This window comes from Burkholderia sp. B10 (assembly GCF_004368385.1).
Taxonomy (GTDB): domain Bacteria; phylum Pseudomonadota; class Gammaproteobacteria; order Burkholderiales; family Burkholderiaceae; genus Burkholderia; species Burkholderia vietnamiensis.
In genome coordinates this window covers 138,752-153,178 of record NZ_PQMX01000003.1, presented here as the reverse complement: position 1 = coordinate 153,178, position 14,427 = coordinate 138,752, and the positions used below count along the sequence as shown (strand labels likewise).

Below are 14,427 nucleotides of genomic sequence, written 5' to 3'. Positions count from 1 at the left end.
GCGGGGGGGCAACGCAGTGGAGTGATGCAGGTGAAACGTCGATCGCGAAGCACCGATTCAGCGGTCCATCGGCGGCACCGTGGTGATAACGGGCGCCGCCTGCCATCCGACGGGCGCGGCGGTTCAGGCCGTGTCGTGGTCGTGACGCGGATACCGGCGTTCCACGCTATGAGGCGTTTCGTCGGTGACGGGCTTGAGCGCGAAGCGACGTTCGGGCAACGTCTTTTCCGTATGGAACGCCTCGGGATACTCGACACGCAAGCGCTTGATGACATCGTCGAGGAGCATGCCGCCCTGACGCTTCGCCTCCTGCAGTTCCTTACGCGTCGATGCAGGCAGAAAGAACCCACACCCGATGTCGTTCTTCGTGTCACGCCCCTTGCTAGTTCTTGCGATTTCCGTTGGAACGGTGGCAGCACGTCGGCACTTCGCTGCGACGCAGGCCACACGTAGCGAAGCCCTTGAAATCCACGCGTGACATTCAAGGGCTTCCGGGTCGATCGTCGCCTTGCTTACGGGATCGACTTGAAAATCAGTGTACTGCGCGGTGTCGCGCGCAACTGTCAAGCATCTTCAGGATGGGGCCGTGCCAACGTGCGACGCATCGACACAGGCAGCCCGAGGACGAGCATGTGGAGCGCCAACGGCACCAGCACGCCGTCGTCGACGAAACCCAGCACGGGCATCGCGAAGTTGAACGGCTCGAATGCGTACAGCGCGACAACCGCAAGCGCCGGAATCAGCCACACCGGACGATCCGGGTGAGCGAGCGCACCGTACAACACGCGCAGATCGTGTCGCGCAGTTTTCCAGAGCATCAGCAGACGCTTCATCGTGGGATTCTCCGTTATCGAGCCGGTATCTTGATAGTTGCGCGTGCATTCATTTTCGCGGCGCGACGTGAGCCGGCCGCGTCGCGTCTATGATATTCAGCATGACGTATTGTGCCACGGCGATCGGCAGCACCGCCGTGATCAACGCGACGATCTTGCGACGCCGGCTACGCCCGCCCTCAGGCCGCGCCGCGATACCCGTGTCCGGGCGCGAGTAGCTCAACGCCCGCAAGTCGCCGATTCCCTTGCTGTTGTCGTGCATCGCCTTCATCGGCATCAGCGCTCTCCGTTCATGTCGTTCGTCCATGCGAGTTCATTGGATGCGATGCGTCCAATTGCCGTTGTACATAAATCACTCGTGTCATTCTCTATACGGCCCTAACGACGCGCGGCTCGGCCGGTATGCAACGCCACCGACCGGCGTGCTTCATGCCGTATTGGTCGGCCCGACGTTAAATGCCGCACGGGTTCGGCATACCAGCAAGGGACTGAAACCATCGGACGCCCCGCCCGCCGAAGCTGCCCGGCCGAAGCGCACCGCCGATCGCGGCAACGGCTCCCGGCGGCCTCCGCATTCCCCCCCTCATGTTCCAAAGATCCGTCGAAACTGCTAGATTGCAGGCTCGACGCTGTTACGCAGCGCGCGCAACGAAGCCGGGCGAATGCACAGCACCCGCCGCCCATGCGCGCACGACGTCCTTCATTCGCATGTCACACAGCCCAAAGAGAACCGTCGCATGACTCAGTCCAACCGTTCGTCTGCGTGTGCCGCGATCTGCGCGGCCCGCGCGTCCCGACATGATTGACCGCCAGCCCGCGATGCAGACCGGCTCCCCGCTCCCGCAGGCCGTCCACAGTCCGATCACGCGCAGCGCGATCTTCGTCGTGGCAACCGTGAACCCCGGCGCCGGCCATGCCGACACCATCCGTGCGTGGTGCAGCGACGTCGCCGCGCTCGTGCGCTCGGTCGGCAAGCGCGTGCCGGAGGGCAAGCTGTCGTGCGTGTGCGGCTTCGGCGCCGCCGCGTGGGACACGCTGTTCGGCGAGCCGCGGCCCGCGTCGCTGCATCCGTTCCGCGAATTCGGCGGCGGCGAGCGCGTCGCGATCGCAACGCCGGGCGACATCCTGCTGCACATCCGCGCCGACACGATGGACCTGTGCTTCGAACTCGCGACGCAATTGCTCGGCGCGCTGGGCGACGCCGTCACCGTCGTCGACGAGGTGCACGGCTTTCGGAACTTCGACCAGCGCGCGATGATCGGCTTCGTCGACGGCACCGAGAACCCGGAAGGCCGCGAAGCGGTCGACTTCACGGTGATCGGCGACGAAGACGCCGACTTCGCCGGCGGCAGCTACGTGATCGTGCAGAAGTACCTGCACGACATGGCCGGCTGGAATGCGCTGCCGGTCGAGACGCAGGAGCGCATCATCGGCCGCACCAAGCTGTCCGACATCGAGTTGCCGGAGAATGTGAAGCCGTCGTGCTCGCACAGCTCGCTGACCACGCTCGACGACAACGGCCAGGAAGTGAAGATCCTGCGCGACAACATGCCGTTCGGGCGGCCGGGTTACGGCGAATTCGGCACCTATTTCATCGGCTACGCGCGCTCGCCGGCGCCGATCGAGCAGATGCTGGAAAACATGTTCGTCGGCCGCCCGCCCGGCAACTACGACCGGCTGCTCGACTACAGCCGCGCGGTCACCGGCTCGCTGTTCTTCGTGCCGTCGGCCGACCTGCTGGAAACGCTGGCCGATCGCGCCGCGCCGGCCGATGCCGGTGCCGTCGCGCCGCCCGTCCCCTCATCGCCCGAGCCGCGTCGTGACGGCTCGCTGAATATCGGATCGCTGAAAGGAGCTCCTATCCATGAATAACCTGCACCGCGAACTCGCGCCGGTTTCGGCGTCCGCATGGCAGCAGATCGAGGAAGAAGTCGCACGCACGTTCAAGCGCTCGGTGGCCGGGCGCCGCGTGGTCGACGTCGAGGGGCCGGCCGGCCCCGCGCTGTCGGCCGTCGGCACCGGGCACCTGTGCGACGTCGCCGCCCCGCGCGAGCTGGTGAGCGCACGGCTACGCGAAGTCCGCACGATCGTCGAACTGACGGTGCCGTTCGAGCTGAGCCGCGATGCGATCGACAGCGTCGAGCGCGGCGCGCGCGACGCCGACTGGCAGCCGGCCAAGGATGCCGCGCAACGGCTCGCCTTCGCGGAAGACGGCGCGATCTTCGACGGCTATGCCGCGGCCGGCATCGTCGGCATCCGCGAAGGCACGTCGAACCGCAAGCTCGCGCTGCCGGCCGACGTCAGCGCATATCCGGACGCGATCAGCGACGCGCTCGAGGCGCTGCGGCTCGCCGGCGTCGACGGCCCGTACTCGGTCGTGCTCGGCTCCGATGCCTACACGGCGCTGAGCGAAGCGCGCGACCAGGGCTATCCGGTCCTCGGCCACATCAAGCGCATCGTCAGCGGCGAGATCATCTGGGCGCCCGCGATCAGCGGCGGCTGCGTGCTCTCCACGCGCGGCGGCGACTATGAACTGCATCTCGGCGAAGACGTATCGATCGGCTATACGAGCCACACCGACAAGGTCGTGCGCCTGTATCTGCGCGAGACGCTCACGTTCCTGATGCTGACGGGCGAGGCGTCGGTGGCCGTCACGCCGCAGGGCAGCGCCGCCGTCTGACGTCGGCTCTGCGCGCGACGGCCTTACTCGGCGTCGCACGCATCGGGCGCCTCGCCGGGGTGGCCCGGCGGCGACGGCGGGCAGCCATGCGATCCGATCGCACGGCAACCACCCGCGACGAAGCGCACGGCATGGCCGGTTCGCACCGGCCATGCCTCATCGCCCGCCACCACGGCGACCGCCGCTTCGCCCGACCCTCTCTGCACTCACCGCGTCACCGCGCCGACGACGACGGCAACTGCGCGCCCGTCTGCCGGCGCCGGTACGCGCTGTCGCGCGTCGCGAGCCAGTAGTACAGCGGCGAGGTCAGCAAGAGGCCAACCAGCCACGACAGATCCGCGCCGCCCAGATGCGCGGGAATCGGACCCGCGTACATCGGCGTATTCATGAACGGAATCTGCACGACGATCCCGATCGCATACGCGAGCAGCGCCTGCGGATTGAAGCGGCCGTACACGCCGCCGTCCGCGGTGAAGATCGCGTCGATGTCGTACTTGCCCTTGTGAATCACGTAGAAGTCGATCAGGTTGATCGCCGTCCACGGCACCAGCACCACGAGCAGCGCGAGCACCAGATCGACGAGATTGCCGACGAAGTTCGTCGACGCGCCGATCGCCGCGTAGCAGCAGCCGACGAAGATCACGACCGACAGCACGGCGCGCGCCTTCGCGGTCGGAATCCAGCGGTACGCGAAGGTCTGCACCGACGTGATGACCGCGAGCACCGCGCCGTACAGGTTCAGCGCGTTGTGGCTGATCACGCTCAACAGGAACAGCACCAGCATCAGCGGGCCGAGCGGGCCGGTCGCCTGCTTGACGGCGTCCATCGTGTCGACGCCGGCCGGCACCGCGAGCGCCGCGACCGCGCCGAAGATGAACGCGAGCGTCGAGCCGATCGTGCAGCCGAGATAGGTGGCCCAGAACGTCGACGCGACGCCGACGTCTTCCGGCAGATACCGCGAATAGTCCGACACGTACGGCGCGAACGCGATCTGCCACAGCGCCGACAGCGAGACCGTCGCGAGCCAGCCCGCGAAGTCGAAGCCGCCGCGCGTGAAGAAATCGGCGGTGCTCACGTGCGACAGGATCATCCAGAAGCCGACCAGGATGCCGATGCCGAGCACCCACGTGCCGATCCGGTTGAGGATGTGGATGAACCGGTAGCCGACGATCCCGATCAGCCCCGAGCCCACCGCGCCGATCACGATCCCGACGGGCACCGGCACCGACGATGCGATGCCGTGCACCGACTTGCCGGCCAGCACGATGTTCGATGCGAAGAAGCCGACGTACATCACCGCCGCGATCACCGTGACCAGCAGCGCGCCCCACGAGCCGAACTGCGCGCGGCTCTGGATCATCTGCGGAATGCCCATCTGCGGGCCTTGCGCCGAATGCAGCGCCATCAGCACGCCGCCCACCGCCTGCCCGACGACGATCGCGACGATCGCCCACATCAGGTTCAAATGAAACAGCTGCACGCCGAGCGCGCCGGTCACGATCGGCAGCGGCGCGATGTTGCCGCCGAACCAGAGCGTGAACAGGTCGCGCACGTTGCCGTGGCGTTCCGCGGGCGGCACGTAGCCGATCGTGTGCTTCTCTATCATCGATGACGCGTTGCGATCCGCGGTCGTCATGGTCAAGTCTCCTGTCGTGCGCAGTAACGCGCGCCTGCCGTGTCGGCCGGCGCGCGAGCGTGCGTGCCGGCAATCAGGTCCGGATGCGCGGCGAGGCGCAGCACGTGCGCGCATTTGTCGCGATCCGGATTGGAGACGATGGTGCGCCACGCGCGTCGCGACCCGAAAATACTAAAAATATTTCCGAGACATACGAAAAAGCTCTGCAGCGGAAATTTCGGCGCCGCGCGGGTTCGGGTAAGGTGCTACGCATCCAGCGGACAGCATGCGCTGCGCGGCGGCACGCGCCGCCGCGGCGCGTATCAGAGGTGCTCGTGGCTCACTACACTTTGCGGCAACTGAAATATTTCGTGACGACGGTGGAGTCCGGCAGCGTCGCCGAGGCGTCGCGCCAGCTGTTCATCGCGCAGCCGTCGATCTCCAGCGCGATCAAGGGGCTCGAGGAAAGTTTCGGCGTGAAGCTGTTCATCCGCCATCACGCGCAGGGCGTGTCGCTGACGCCGGGCGGCACGCGTTTCTACCGCAAGGCGCAGGAGCTGCTGCGCATCGCGCACGAGTTCGAACAGAACGCGCTGGCCGACAACGACGTCGTGACCGGCCAGATCGATATCGGCTGCTTCGAGACGGTCGCGCCGCTCTATCTGCCGCAGCTGATCGCCGGCTTTCGCGAGCGCTATCCGGGCGTGAACATCCGGCTGCGCGACGGCGAGCAGCACGAGCTCGTACAGGGGCTCACCGCCGGCACGTTCGACCTCGCGTTCCTGTACGACCACGACCTCGACGGGACGATCGAGACCGAGCCGCTGATGCCCGCGCAGCAGCCGTACGTGCTGCTGCCGGAGAACCACCGGTTCGCGGAACAGACGCACGTGTCGCTGCGCGAGCTGAGCGTCGAGCCGATGATCCTGCTCGACGTGCTGCCGAGCCGCACCTATTTCGTCAGCCTGTTCCGCGAGCTCGGGCTCACGCCGAACATCGTGTTCGCATCGCCGTCGATCGAGATGGTGCGCGGGATGGTCGGACAGGGCTTCGGTTTCTCATTGCTCGTCACGCGCCCGCATTCCGAATACACCTACGACGGCCGGCGCGTGGTGACGGTCGATCTCAGCGAAACGGTGAGCCCGTCGGGGCTCGTGAGCGCGCGGCTCAAGCGCGGTCAGCTCACCAAGCAGGCGCAGTCGTTCGTCGACTTCTGCCGCGAGCGGCTTGCGCAGATCGTCGAGCAGACGGGCCGGTAGAAACGTGCGGCCGCCGCGACGATCACGCGGACGCAGCGACGTGCGAGACGAGACGCCCCAACATCGCGTCGCATCCGTGCAGCTGTTCGAGCGTGACGAACTCGTCGGGCTTGTGCCCCTGGTCCATGCTGCCCGGCCCGCACACGACGGTTGGCATGCCGGCCGCGCCGAACAATCCGCCCTCGGTGCCGAACGCGACCGTGCCGAATGCGTCGGAACCGCTGAGCATCGCGATCAGCCGCGCCGCGTCGCTGTCCGGCGCCGTGGCAAGCCCCGGATAGGCGCCGAGCGCTTGCAGACGGATATCGGTGTTGGGCTGCACCGCGCGCATCCTGGGCAACAGCTCGCCTTGCGCGTACTGCTGCAACTGGCTCGGCACGTCGTGCGCGTCGAAGCTCGGCAGCGCCCGCACCTCGAAATCAAATTTGCATTCGGCCGGCACGATGTTCAGCGCGCGGCCGCCGCTGATCAAGCCGGTCTGCACGGTCGAGAACGGCGGATCGAAGCGCTCGTCGCGATGCTCGGGCCGCGCGAGCGCCGCACCGATTTCGCCGAGCCGGGCGATCAGCTTCGCCGCGTAGTCGATCGCGTTGACGCCGAGCGGCGCATACGCGGAGTGGCACGCCGCGCCCTTCACGTGACACCGCATCGCGAGCTTGCCCTTGTGGCCAAGCACCGGCTGCAGCCCGGTCGGCTCGCCGATCACGCACACGCGCGGGCGATGCTCGCGCCCGGCGAGCGCTTCGAGCATCGGCCGAACGCCGACGCAACCGATCTCCTCGTCGTACGACAGCAGCAGATGCACCGGTGTATGCAGCGGCCGAGCGACCAACGCCGGCACGGCCGCGAGCATCGACGCGATGAAGCCTTTCATGTCGGCCGTGCCGCGCCCGTACAGGCGGCCGTCGCGCTCGGTCAGCCGGAACGGCTCGACCGTCCAGGCCTGCCCGTCCACCGGCACCACGTCCGTATGCCCGGAAAGCGCGATGCCGCTGCGATCGCGCGGCCCGATCGTCGCGTACAGGCTCGCCTTGGTGCCTTCTGCGTTGAGGAACAGCTCGCTCGACACGCCGTAGCCGTCGAGATAGTCGCGGATGAAGTCGATCATCGCGAGATTCGAATCGCGGCTGACCGTCGCGAAGCCGACCAGCCGCGCGAGCAGCGTACGGCTCGACGTGTCACTCATCGCCGGGCACTCCGTAGCTCGGTGCGGCGGTCGGGTTCAGCGCGCGCGTCTGGTAATCCTGCATCTGCGGGCGATACGCGCGCCACAGCGCATCGAGCTGCCCGATCGGATCGGCATCGGCCCAGTCGACGCGCAGGTCGACGATCGGCCAGGTCACGTCGCCGGCCACCGTCAACGCCGCCGAATGCACCGGGCCGGCCTCGCCGCCCGCCGCGACCGCCGCATGCAGCGCGGCGAGCAGGCGCTCGGCCAACAGCCCCGGCGCGTGTTCGAACGCACGCGCCATCGCGTCGATCACGGCCGGCGCGGTCAGCAGGTTGCCGGCCGCCACGCATTGCTCGCCTTGCACCGCGTGATGCGTGCCGAGCGCCTCGCTGCCGGTGAAGCACGCGGTGCGGCCCTGCGCGTCGATCGCCGTCACCTGTCGATACTGGCTCCAGCCGTTCGCGTTCAGCGCGCGATCGAGCGCGGCGGCCGGCGCCAGTTGCTGATGCTCGATCAGATCAAGGGTCTGCGGGCCGAGCGCGGGCAGCGTGACGTTCTGCGTCGCCACTGCGCCGACACCCGCCCGCACCCATGGGCAGCGCGCGCCCACCGCGATGCTCGACGAGCTAATCGCGATCCCGAGCTGGCCCGTTTCGGCGCAGCGGCCGACGATGGAGAACGTCATTGCGCCTCCCGAGCCTGCGGCTGCGCCGGCTGCCAGTTGTCGGGAATCACGGCGATCACGTCGATCTCCATCAGCCACTGCGGCTGACCGAGCGCCGACACGACGAGCCCCGTCGAGATCGGATAGACGCCCTTCAGCCACTTGCCGACTTCCCGATACACCGGCTCGCGATAACGCGGGTCGATAAGATAGGTGGTCGTCTTGACGATGTGCGTGAGGTCGCTGCCGGCTTCCTCGAGCAGCTGCTTCACGTTGCGCATCGCCTGCTCGGCCTGCGCGCGCGGATCGCCGAGGCCGACGAGGTTGCCGTCGAAATCGGTGCCGACCTGGCCGCGCACGTAGACGGTATTGCCGGCCCTGACGGCCTGGCACAGGTCGTTGTCGAGCGTCTGGTTCGGGTAGGTATCCTTCGTGTTGAACATGCGGATACGGGTGTGGGTGGGCTGGCTCATCGCGGTCCTTCGAATGTCGGTGGGTTCGCGCGCCGCGCCTGCGGCGGCGCGGCGACGTGCGGATGGAGGCGCGCTCGCGGCGCGCCGCGGTTCAGTCGATCGCGTCGACGACCGGGCGCGCAGCGGCCGGTGCGAGGCGCGCGTCGTCCTGCCGGGCGCTCGCGTGGCCGCGCCGTTGCGCTGCGTCGTGATAGTCGACGTACTTGCGCTGCGTGGCGATGTGGTCGGCGATGTGCTTCGCGTCGTGCCACACGCCCCAGATGAAGCTGGAGCCGCGTCGCGACAGCCACGGCAGCCCGACGAAATAGATGCCCGGCTCCTTCGACACGCCGCGCTGATGCTGCGGCTTGCCGTTCGCGTCGAACGCATCGACGTTCAGCCAGCCGTAGTCCGTCGCGTAGCCGGTCGCCCATACGATCGACGTCACGCCCGCGCCGGCGAGGTCGAGCGACAGGAGCGGGTTCGTCACGCATGCCGGATCGGGCAGGATGCGACGCGCCTGCGGCTCGGCGGGCAGCTCGAGCCCGTTGCGGGCCGCATACGCATCGGCCGCGTCGAGCAGCGACAGATAATTGTCGTCGCCGCGCGCGAGATTGATCGCGAGATCGGGCTCGAACGCCGCGACGCCGCCGTCGAACGATTTCGTCAGCCCGACCAGCGTCACGCCCCGATTCGCGAGCGCACGAAAATCGACCGTGTGGCCGCCGCGCGCGCCGCTCACGGCGATCGTCACGTGTTCGCGGCCGGGCGTCGCCGCTTCCTTGTCCCATTCACCGAGCACGCCGAGCCACCAGCAGAAGTCGCGGCCGCGATACGCGCGCGGCGGACGATCGTGCGGGCCGACCGACAGATACACCTGCCGGCCGGCGCGCTGCAGCTCGTCGGCGATCTGCACGCCCGACGAGCCCGCGCCGACCACCAGCACGGCGCCGTCCGGCAACTGCGCCGGATTGCGATAGTGCGCGGAATGGATCTGGTGGATGCGTGCATCGTCGGGTGCGATCGGCGGAATGACCGGGCGCTGGAACGGCCCCGTCGCGACCACCACGCGCGTCGCCTCGATCGTGCCGTCGGACGTCTCGACGACGAAGCCCGGCTTGCCGGCGTTACGCACGACGTTCTTCACGTCGACGCCGGTGCGAATCGGCGCGTCGATCTTGCGCGCATAGGCGTCGAAGTAATCGGCGACCTGATCTTTGGTTGCGAACGCATCGGGATCGAGGCCCGCGAATTCCAGGCCGGGGAAGCGGTCGTGCCATGCGGGGCCGTTCGCGACCAGCGAATCCCAGCGCGCGGTGCGCCAGCGCTCGGCGATGCGGTCGCGCTCGAGCACGAGATGCGGCACGCCCAGCTTGCCCAGATGCTCGCTCATCGCGACGCCGGCCTGTCCGGCGCCGACCACCAGCGTATCGATCGAAGTTGTTTCCACTGCCACGGCTGTCTCCTTGAAGTGCGGCCCGCTGCGCTGCGCGTGTCGTCGCGCGACCGGGAACGGAGACATTCTGCTGACACGCCGACGCGTGCGAAACGATCATTTTTGTGGTTGTTGACGAGCAAAAAGCTTGGGGCGACGGAGCGCGAACGGCCGCGGCCGGCGCGCTGCGCTATACTTGCGCGATGGAAACCCGACCTGCCTCGCCGAACCTGCATCGCTGGTGGCGCGCCTGACCCAGGCGGCCCGTTTCCTCTTGCATGTCCCGAACGTGATGCCGCCAGCCATGGCGGCATCGTCGTTTCTGCGGCTGCGTCATGGTTGAAGGCGGCGATAACCCGGAGCCCACTCGTCATGACGCACCCTGCCCGACCGATCATCCTCACCGGCGACCGCACCACCGGCCCGCTGCATCTCGGCCACTACATCGGCTCGCTGCGCGCACGCGTGCAGATGCAGCACGACGCGACGCAATTCCTGCTGCTCGCCGACACGCAGGCACTCACCGACAACATGGGGCGCCGCCAGCGCGTCACGGAAAACGTGATCGAGGTCGCGCTCGACTATCTGGCCGTGGGCATCGACCCGGCGCTGTCGACGATCGTCGTGCAGTCGCAGGTGCCCGAGCTCGCCGAGCTGTCCCAATACCTGCTCAACCTCGTCACGGTCGCGCGCCTCGAGCGCAATCCGACCATCAAGGAGGAGATCCGGCTGCGCGGCTTCGAGCGCGACATCCCGGCCGGCTTCCTCACCTACCCGGCCAGCCAGGCCGCCGACATCACCGCGTTCAAGGCGACCCACGTGCCGGTCGGCGACGATCAGCTGCCGATGATCGAGCAGACCAACGAACTCGTGCGCCGCTTCAACGCAACGGTCGAGCAGCCGGTGCTGGTCGAATGCGAGGCCGTGCTGTCGGCCGTCACGCGGCTGCCCGGCATCGACGGCAAGGCGAAGATGAGCAAGTCGCTCGGCAATGCGATCACGCTCGGCGCGACGCCCGACGAGATCACGCGCGCGGTGAAGGACATGTATACGGATCCGAACCATCTGCGCGTGAGCGACCCCGGCCAGGTCGAGGGCAACGTCGTGTTCACGTTCCTCGACGCGTTCGAGCCGGACGTGCAGAAGGTCGACGAGCTGAAGGCGCACTATCGCCGCGGCGGGCTGGGCGACAGCGTCGTGAAGCGGGTGCTCGACGAGCGCCTGCAGGCGCTGATCGAACCGATCCGCGCGCGCCGCCGCGAATTCGAAGCCGACAAGGCAGAGGTGATGGCGATTTTGAAGCGCGGCACGATGCATGCACGCGGCGTCGCAAGCACCACGCTCGCGCAGGTGAAGCGCGCGATGGGGCTCACGTACTTCGATTGAGCCGGCGCTTGGGCGCTCGTGAGCCACGGGCGCCGCACGGCGCCCGGACGGCTCACAAGGTCGCCTGCCGCCGCGCGCGAAGCCTTAGTCGACGAGCAGCTCCGCGCCGCGGCGCGACACGCTTCGCGCCAGTTGCTCGGCCGGTTGCGGCCGCGCGAGCAGGAAGCCCTGCACCTGATGGCAGCCGATCTCCTGCAGGAAGCTCAGCTGCTGTTCGGTCTCGACACCCTCCATCACGACGTGCAGGCCGAGCGCGCGCCCCATCGCGACGATCGCGCGCACGATCGCGTCGTCCGTGCTGCCGGTCCCGCAATCCGTGAGGAACGAGCGGTCGATCTTCAGCGTATCGACGGGCAGATCCTTCAGATACACGAGCGACGAATAGCCGGTGCCGAAATCGTCGATCGCGAGGCTGATCCCGCGGATCGCGAGTTCGCGCAGCAGGATGCCGATCTCCTCGCGGGTGTTCATCGCCATGCTCTCGAGCAGCTCCAGCTGCAGGCATTTGGTCGGCAACGCGGTTTCGCTGAGGATGGTCGTCAGGTCGCTGAGGAAATGGTCGGTGAAACACTGGCGCGCCGACACGTTCACCGACACGCGCCCGAACTCGAAGCCTTCGTCGAGCCAGCGGCGCGCCTGGCGGCACGCCTCCTGCAGCACCCAGCGCCCGATCGGGACGATCAACGCGGAGCGCTCGGCGAGCCCGATGAACTCGCCCGGCGCGACGAGGCCGCGGCGCGGATGCAACCAGCGCAGCAGCGCCTCCACCCCGACGATCCGGCCGCTCGCCAGATCGTACTGCGGCTGGTAGAACAGCCTGAATTCGTTCTGCTCGAGCGCACGATGCAGCTCGCCGAGCGTTTCGAGCTGCTCGATCGCCGACGACGTCATCTTGCTCTCGAAGAACTGGAACACGTTCCTGCCGCGGTTCTTCGCGCCGTACATCGCCTGGTCCGCGAGCAGCAGCAGATGTTCGGCGTCGATGCCGTCGTCCGGATAGATGCTGATGCCGATGCTCGGCGTCACGAAGATCTCGCGACCCTCGATTTCGATCGACTGGCCGACTTCGTCGAGCAGATTGCGCGCGATGCGGCCGACGTCGCGCACGTCGTCGAACTCCTCGAGCACGATCGCGAACTCGTCGCCGCCCATGCGCGCCACGGTGTCGTTCGAAAGCACCTGCCCGGCGATGCGCCCGGCGACCACCTTCAGCACCTCGTCGCCGGCGTTGTGGCCGAGCGTATCGTTGACGAGCTTGAAGCGGTCGAGATCGACGTACATCACCGCGACCTTGCGGCCGAGCCGCTTCGCCTGGACGATCGAGCGCGCGAGCCGCTCCTCGAACAGCGCGCGGTTCGCGAGATTGGTCAGCACGTCGTGGGTGGCGAGATAGCCCAGCCGCTCCTCGGCCTGGCGACGCTGCGTGATGTCGGAAAAAATCGCCGCGTAGTGCGAGATCTCGCCGGCGTTGTCGCGAATGCTGGTGATCGTCAGGTATTCGAGAAACAGCTCGCCGCTCTTGCGGCGATTCCAGATTTCGCCCTGCCAGTGGCCGTCGGTCGTCAGCGAATGCCACAGCTGCTTGTAGAAATCGGGCGTCTGACGGCCCGAGCTCAGCATCGCCGGGTTGCGGCCGACCACTTCGTCCTCGGTGTAGCCGGTCAGCCGCGTGAACGCCTGATTCACGCGCTCGATCCGCGCGTGGCGATCGGTCACCATGATCCCTTCCAGCGCCGATTCGAACACGCGGTCCGCCATGCGCAGGTTGAAGCGCGCGAGGCCCAGCGCCTCGTCGCGCTCGCGCAGCGCGCTGCGCAGCTCGTTCGCGTATTCGTGCTCGATGCTCAGCAGCACGTCGGCGAAGCCGAGCAGGCCAGTGAGTCGTCCTTCCTCGTCGCGAATGCCCACGTGCCGCATGTTGTGCTCGGTCATGAAGCGCTGCGCCGCATACAGGCTCTGCGTGGCGAGCAGCATCTGCAACGGCTTGCTCGCGCATGCGCCCACCGCGCCTCCCACGCCGCTCTGGGCCAGCAGCCGCACGACGTCGCGTTCGGTGAGGATGCCGTGCTCGCCGTCGTCGTAGCGGACCAGAATCGCATCGAGCCGCTGCGCGCGCATCCGCGCGACGACGTCGGGCAGCGCATCGTGCTCGGACACCACCACGGGCAGATGGACGCGGATCGATTCGATCGGCTTCAGGTGCAGGAAGAATTCGGGGCCCTGGTTCACGACGACGTCGGTCTGCGTCAGCACGCCGATCGCCGCGCCGTCGCGGACCACGATGAAGTGCCGCACGCCCGACTCCTTGAATCGCATCGCGGCTTCGCCCAGCGGCGTCGACGCGTCGAGCGTCAGCACCGGACGGCTCATCACCTCGCCGACCGGGCGGTCGAGCGCGTCGGGATCGTCGCCGGCCGACAGCGCGTCGTGCTCGGTCCAGATGCCGACGACCTGCTGGCCCTCCATCACGACGATCGAGCTGCGGCGCTCGGCGAACATGCGCCGCGCAACCTCGCGCACCGGCGTGGCAGGGTCGCAGGACAGGATCTGACGCGCGACGAGGCGTCCAATCGGAACATCGTAGCTGTTCGGGTACATTCTCTAATCAACACGAAAAGTCCTCGCCGGCGCACTTCGATCGGGCACCCTGCGGGCTCGCCTGCAACGGCAGGCAAGATGTGATTGCATTTGCGCCGAACGGTTGCCTGCTCAACGGCCTTGAAGGCGACCGGCCGACCGGTCGCCGTCGCGACGAGCGCGACACTTTTGCGCGGCGCGTTGGCTATTCCATCGTTCGGCACATCCATACGCCGGCGTACGGCCCCATCGAGAGCGGCCATTCCGGGTTAACGACAGGTTCGAACAAGAATTGAGTCCCGTGGCGACATTTACAGGGCGGCGCGGCGAAATGTAGCGCTGCCGCGTGACGGGC

The 14,427-nt window shown here is 67.5% G+C and carries 13 protein-coding genes; 4 read left to right on the top strand and 9 right to left on the bottom strand.

Going from position 1 to position 14,427, the window contains the following annotated elements; translation table 11 throughout:
* Nucleotides 1–123: 123 nt before the first annotated feature.
* Genes C3Y15_RS32140 through C3Y15_RS02730 form a run of 3 tightly spaced genes read right to left on the bottom strand, consistent with a single transcriptional unit; the run spans nt 124 to nt 1,140 of the window.
* On the bottom strand, nt 124–567 hold the full coding sequence (locus C3Y15_RS32140; RefSeq protein ID WP_224383405.1) for a hypothetical protein: 444 nt from the start codon (nt 565–567) through the stop codon (nt 124–126).
* A complete protein-coding gene (locus C3Y15_RS02735; RefSeq protein ID WP_011879832.1) occupies nt 564–833 on the bottom strand; it encodes a hypothetical protein in 270 nt (89 codons plus the stop codon). The genes C3Y15_RS32140 and C3Y15_RS02735 overlap by 4 nt, the downstream gene beginning before the upstream one ends.
* A gap of 49 nt (nt 834–882) precedes the next feature.
* A complete protein-coding gene (locus C3Y15_RS02730; RefSeq protein WP_043292589.1) occupies nt 883–1,140 on the bottom strand; it encodes a hypothetical protein in 258 nt (85 codons plus the stop codon).
* A 491-nt stretch (nt 1,141–1,631) separates the two neighbouring features.
* On the opposite strand from C3Y15_RS02730, the gene C3Y15_RS02725 reads away from it, so the two are divergent.
* Nucleotides 1,632–2,705, top strand: coding sequence for a Dyp-type peroxidase (locus C3Y15_RS02725; protein WP_060715327.1), 1,074 nt, complete (start codon nt 1,632–1,634; stop codon nt 2,703–2,705).
* The gene (locus C3Y15_RS02720; protein ID WP_011879829.1) at nt 2,698–3,513 is read left to right on the top strand and encodes a family 1 encapsulin nanocompartment shell protein; all 816 of its coding nucleotides are present in this window, start codon (nt 2,698–2,700) and stop codon (nt 3,511–3,513) included. Before C3Y15_RS02725 ends, C3Y15_RS02720 begins: the two co-directional genes overlap by 8 nt.
* 214 nt (nt 3,514–3,727) lie before the next feature.
* Here the strand turns inward: C3Y15_RS02720 and C3Y15_RS02715 are convergent, their stop codons facing one another.
* Complete coding sequence (locus C3Y15_RS02715) at nt 3,728–5,149, bottom strand: cytosine permease (protein WP_045579553.1); 1,422 nt, start codon at nt 5,147–5,149, stop codon at nt 3,728–3,730.
* A 314-nt stretch (nt 5,150–5,463) separates the two neighbouring features.
* Between C3Y15_RS02715 and C3Y15_RS02710 the strand changes: the two genes are divergently transcribed.
* Nucleotides 5,464–6,387, top strand: coding sequence for a LysR substrate-binding domain-containing protein (locus tag C3Y15_RS02710; protein WP_034195632.1), 924 nt, complete (start codon nt 5,464–5,466; stop codon nt 6,385–6,387).
* Nucleotides 6,388–6,409: 22 nt separating this feature from the next.
* On the opposite strand, the gene argE is transcribed toward C3Y15_RS02710, so the two are convergent.
* The 4 genes from argE to C3Y15_RS02690 all read right to left on the bottom strand — a co-directional run bounded on the left by argE (nt 6,410) and on the right by C3Y15_RS02690 (nt 10,130).
* The gene (gene argE / locus C3Y15_RS02705) at nt 6,410–7,573 is read right to left on the bottom strand and encodes an acetylornithine deacetylase (RefSeq protein WP_124259738.1); all 1,164 of its coding nucleotides are present in this window, start codon (nt 7,571–7,573) and stop codon (nt 6,410–6,412) included.
* Complete coding sequence (locus C3Y15_RS02700) at nt 7,566–8,243, bottom strand: DUF1028 domain-containing protein (RefSeq protein ID WP_124259737.1); 678 nt, start codon at nt 8,241–8,243, stop codon at nt 7,566–7,568. Before C3Y15_RS02700 ends, argE begins: the two co-directional genes overlap by 8 nt.
* A complete protein-coding gene (locus C3Y15_RS02695) occupies nt 8,240–8,695 on the bottom strand; it encodes a RidA family protein (protein ID WP_011879824.1) in 456 nt (151 codons plus the stop codon). The genes C3Y15_RS02700 and C3Y15_RS02695 overlap by 4 nt, the downstream gene beginning before the upstream one ends.
* A 91-nt stretch (nt 8,696–8,786) precedes the next feature.
* Nucleotides 8,787–10,130 carry an NAD(P)/FAD-dependent oxidoreductase gene (locus tag C3Y15_RS02690; protein WP_043292738.1) on the bottom strand — a complete coding sequence of 448 codons (1,344 nt, stop codon included), beginning with the start codon at nt 10,128–10,130 and terminating at the stop codon, nt 8,787–8,789.
* A 351-nt stretch (nt 10,131–10,481) separates the two neighbouring features.
* Between C3Y15_RS02690 and trpS the strand changes: the two genes are divergently transcribed.
* Complete coding sequence (trpS, locus tag C3Y15_RS02685; protein ID WP_124259736.1) at nt 10,482–11,495, top strand: tryptophan--tRNA ligase; 1,014 nt, start codon at nt 10,482–10,484, stop codon at nt 11,493–11,495.
* A gap of 84 nt (nt 11,496–11,579) precedes the next feature.
* Here the strand turns inward: trpS and C3Y15_RS02680 are convergent, their stop codons facing one another.
* Nucleotides 11,580–14,093, bottom strand: a complete 2,514-nt coding sequence (locus C3Y15_RS02680; protein WP_124259735.1) for an EAL domain-containing protein — start codon at nt 14,091–14,093, stop codon at nt 11,580–11,582.
* Nucleotides 14,094–14,427 lie beyond the last annotated feature (334 nt).

What these genes read in the sequence shown, in the direction of transcription:
- C3Y15_RS02735 (WP_011879832.1), bottom strand. Translation starts at nt 833, where the DNA reads ATGAAGCGTCTGCTGATGCTCTGGAAAACTGCGCGACACGATCTGCGC.
- C3Y15_RS02730 (WP_043292589.1), bottom strand. Translation starts at nt 1,140, where the DNA reads ATGGACGAACGACATGAACGGAGAGCGCTGATGCCGATGAAGGCGATG.
- C3Y15_RS02725 (WP_060715327.1), top strand. Translation starts at nt 1,632, where the DNA reads ATGATTGACCGCCAGCCCGCGATGCAGACCGGCTCCCCGCTCCCGCAG.
- C3Y15_RS02720 (WP_011879829.1), top strand. Translation starts at nt 2,698, where the DNA reads ATGAATAACCTGCACCGCGAACTCGCGCCGGTTTCGGCGTCCGCATGG.
- C3Y15_RS02715 (WP_045579553.1), bottom strand. Translation starts at nt 5,149, where the DNA reads ATGACGACCGCGGATCGCAACGCGTCATCGATGATAGAGAAGCACACG.
- argE (WP_124259738.1), bottom strand. Translation starts at nt 7,573, where the DNA reads ATGAGTGACACGTCGAGCCGTACGCTGCTCGCGCGGCTGGTCGGCTTC.
- C3Y15_RS02700 (WP_124259737.1), bottom strand. Translation starts at nt 8,243, where the DNA reads ATGACGTTCTCCATCGTCGGCCGCTGCGCCGAAACGGGCCAGCTCGGG.
- C3Y15_RS02695 (WP_011879824.1), bottom strand. Translation starts at nt 8,695, where the DNA reads ATGAGCCAGCCCACCCACACCCGTATCCGCATGTTCAACACGAAGGAT.
- trpS (WP_124259736.1), top strand. Translation starts at nt 10,482, where the DNA reads ATGACGCACCCTGCCCGACCGATCATCCTCACCGGCGACCGCACCACC.
- C3Y15_RS02680 (WP_124259735.1), bottom strand. Translation starts at nt 14,093, where the DNA reads ATGTACCCGAACAGCTACGATGTTCCGATTGGACGCCTCGTCGCGCGT.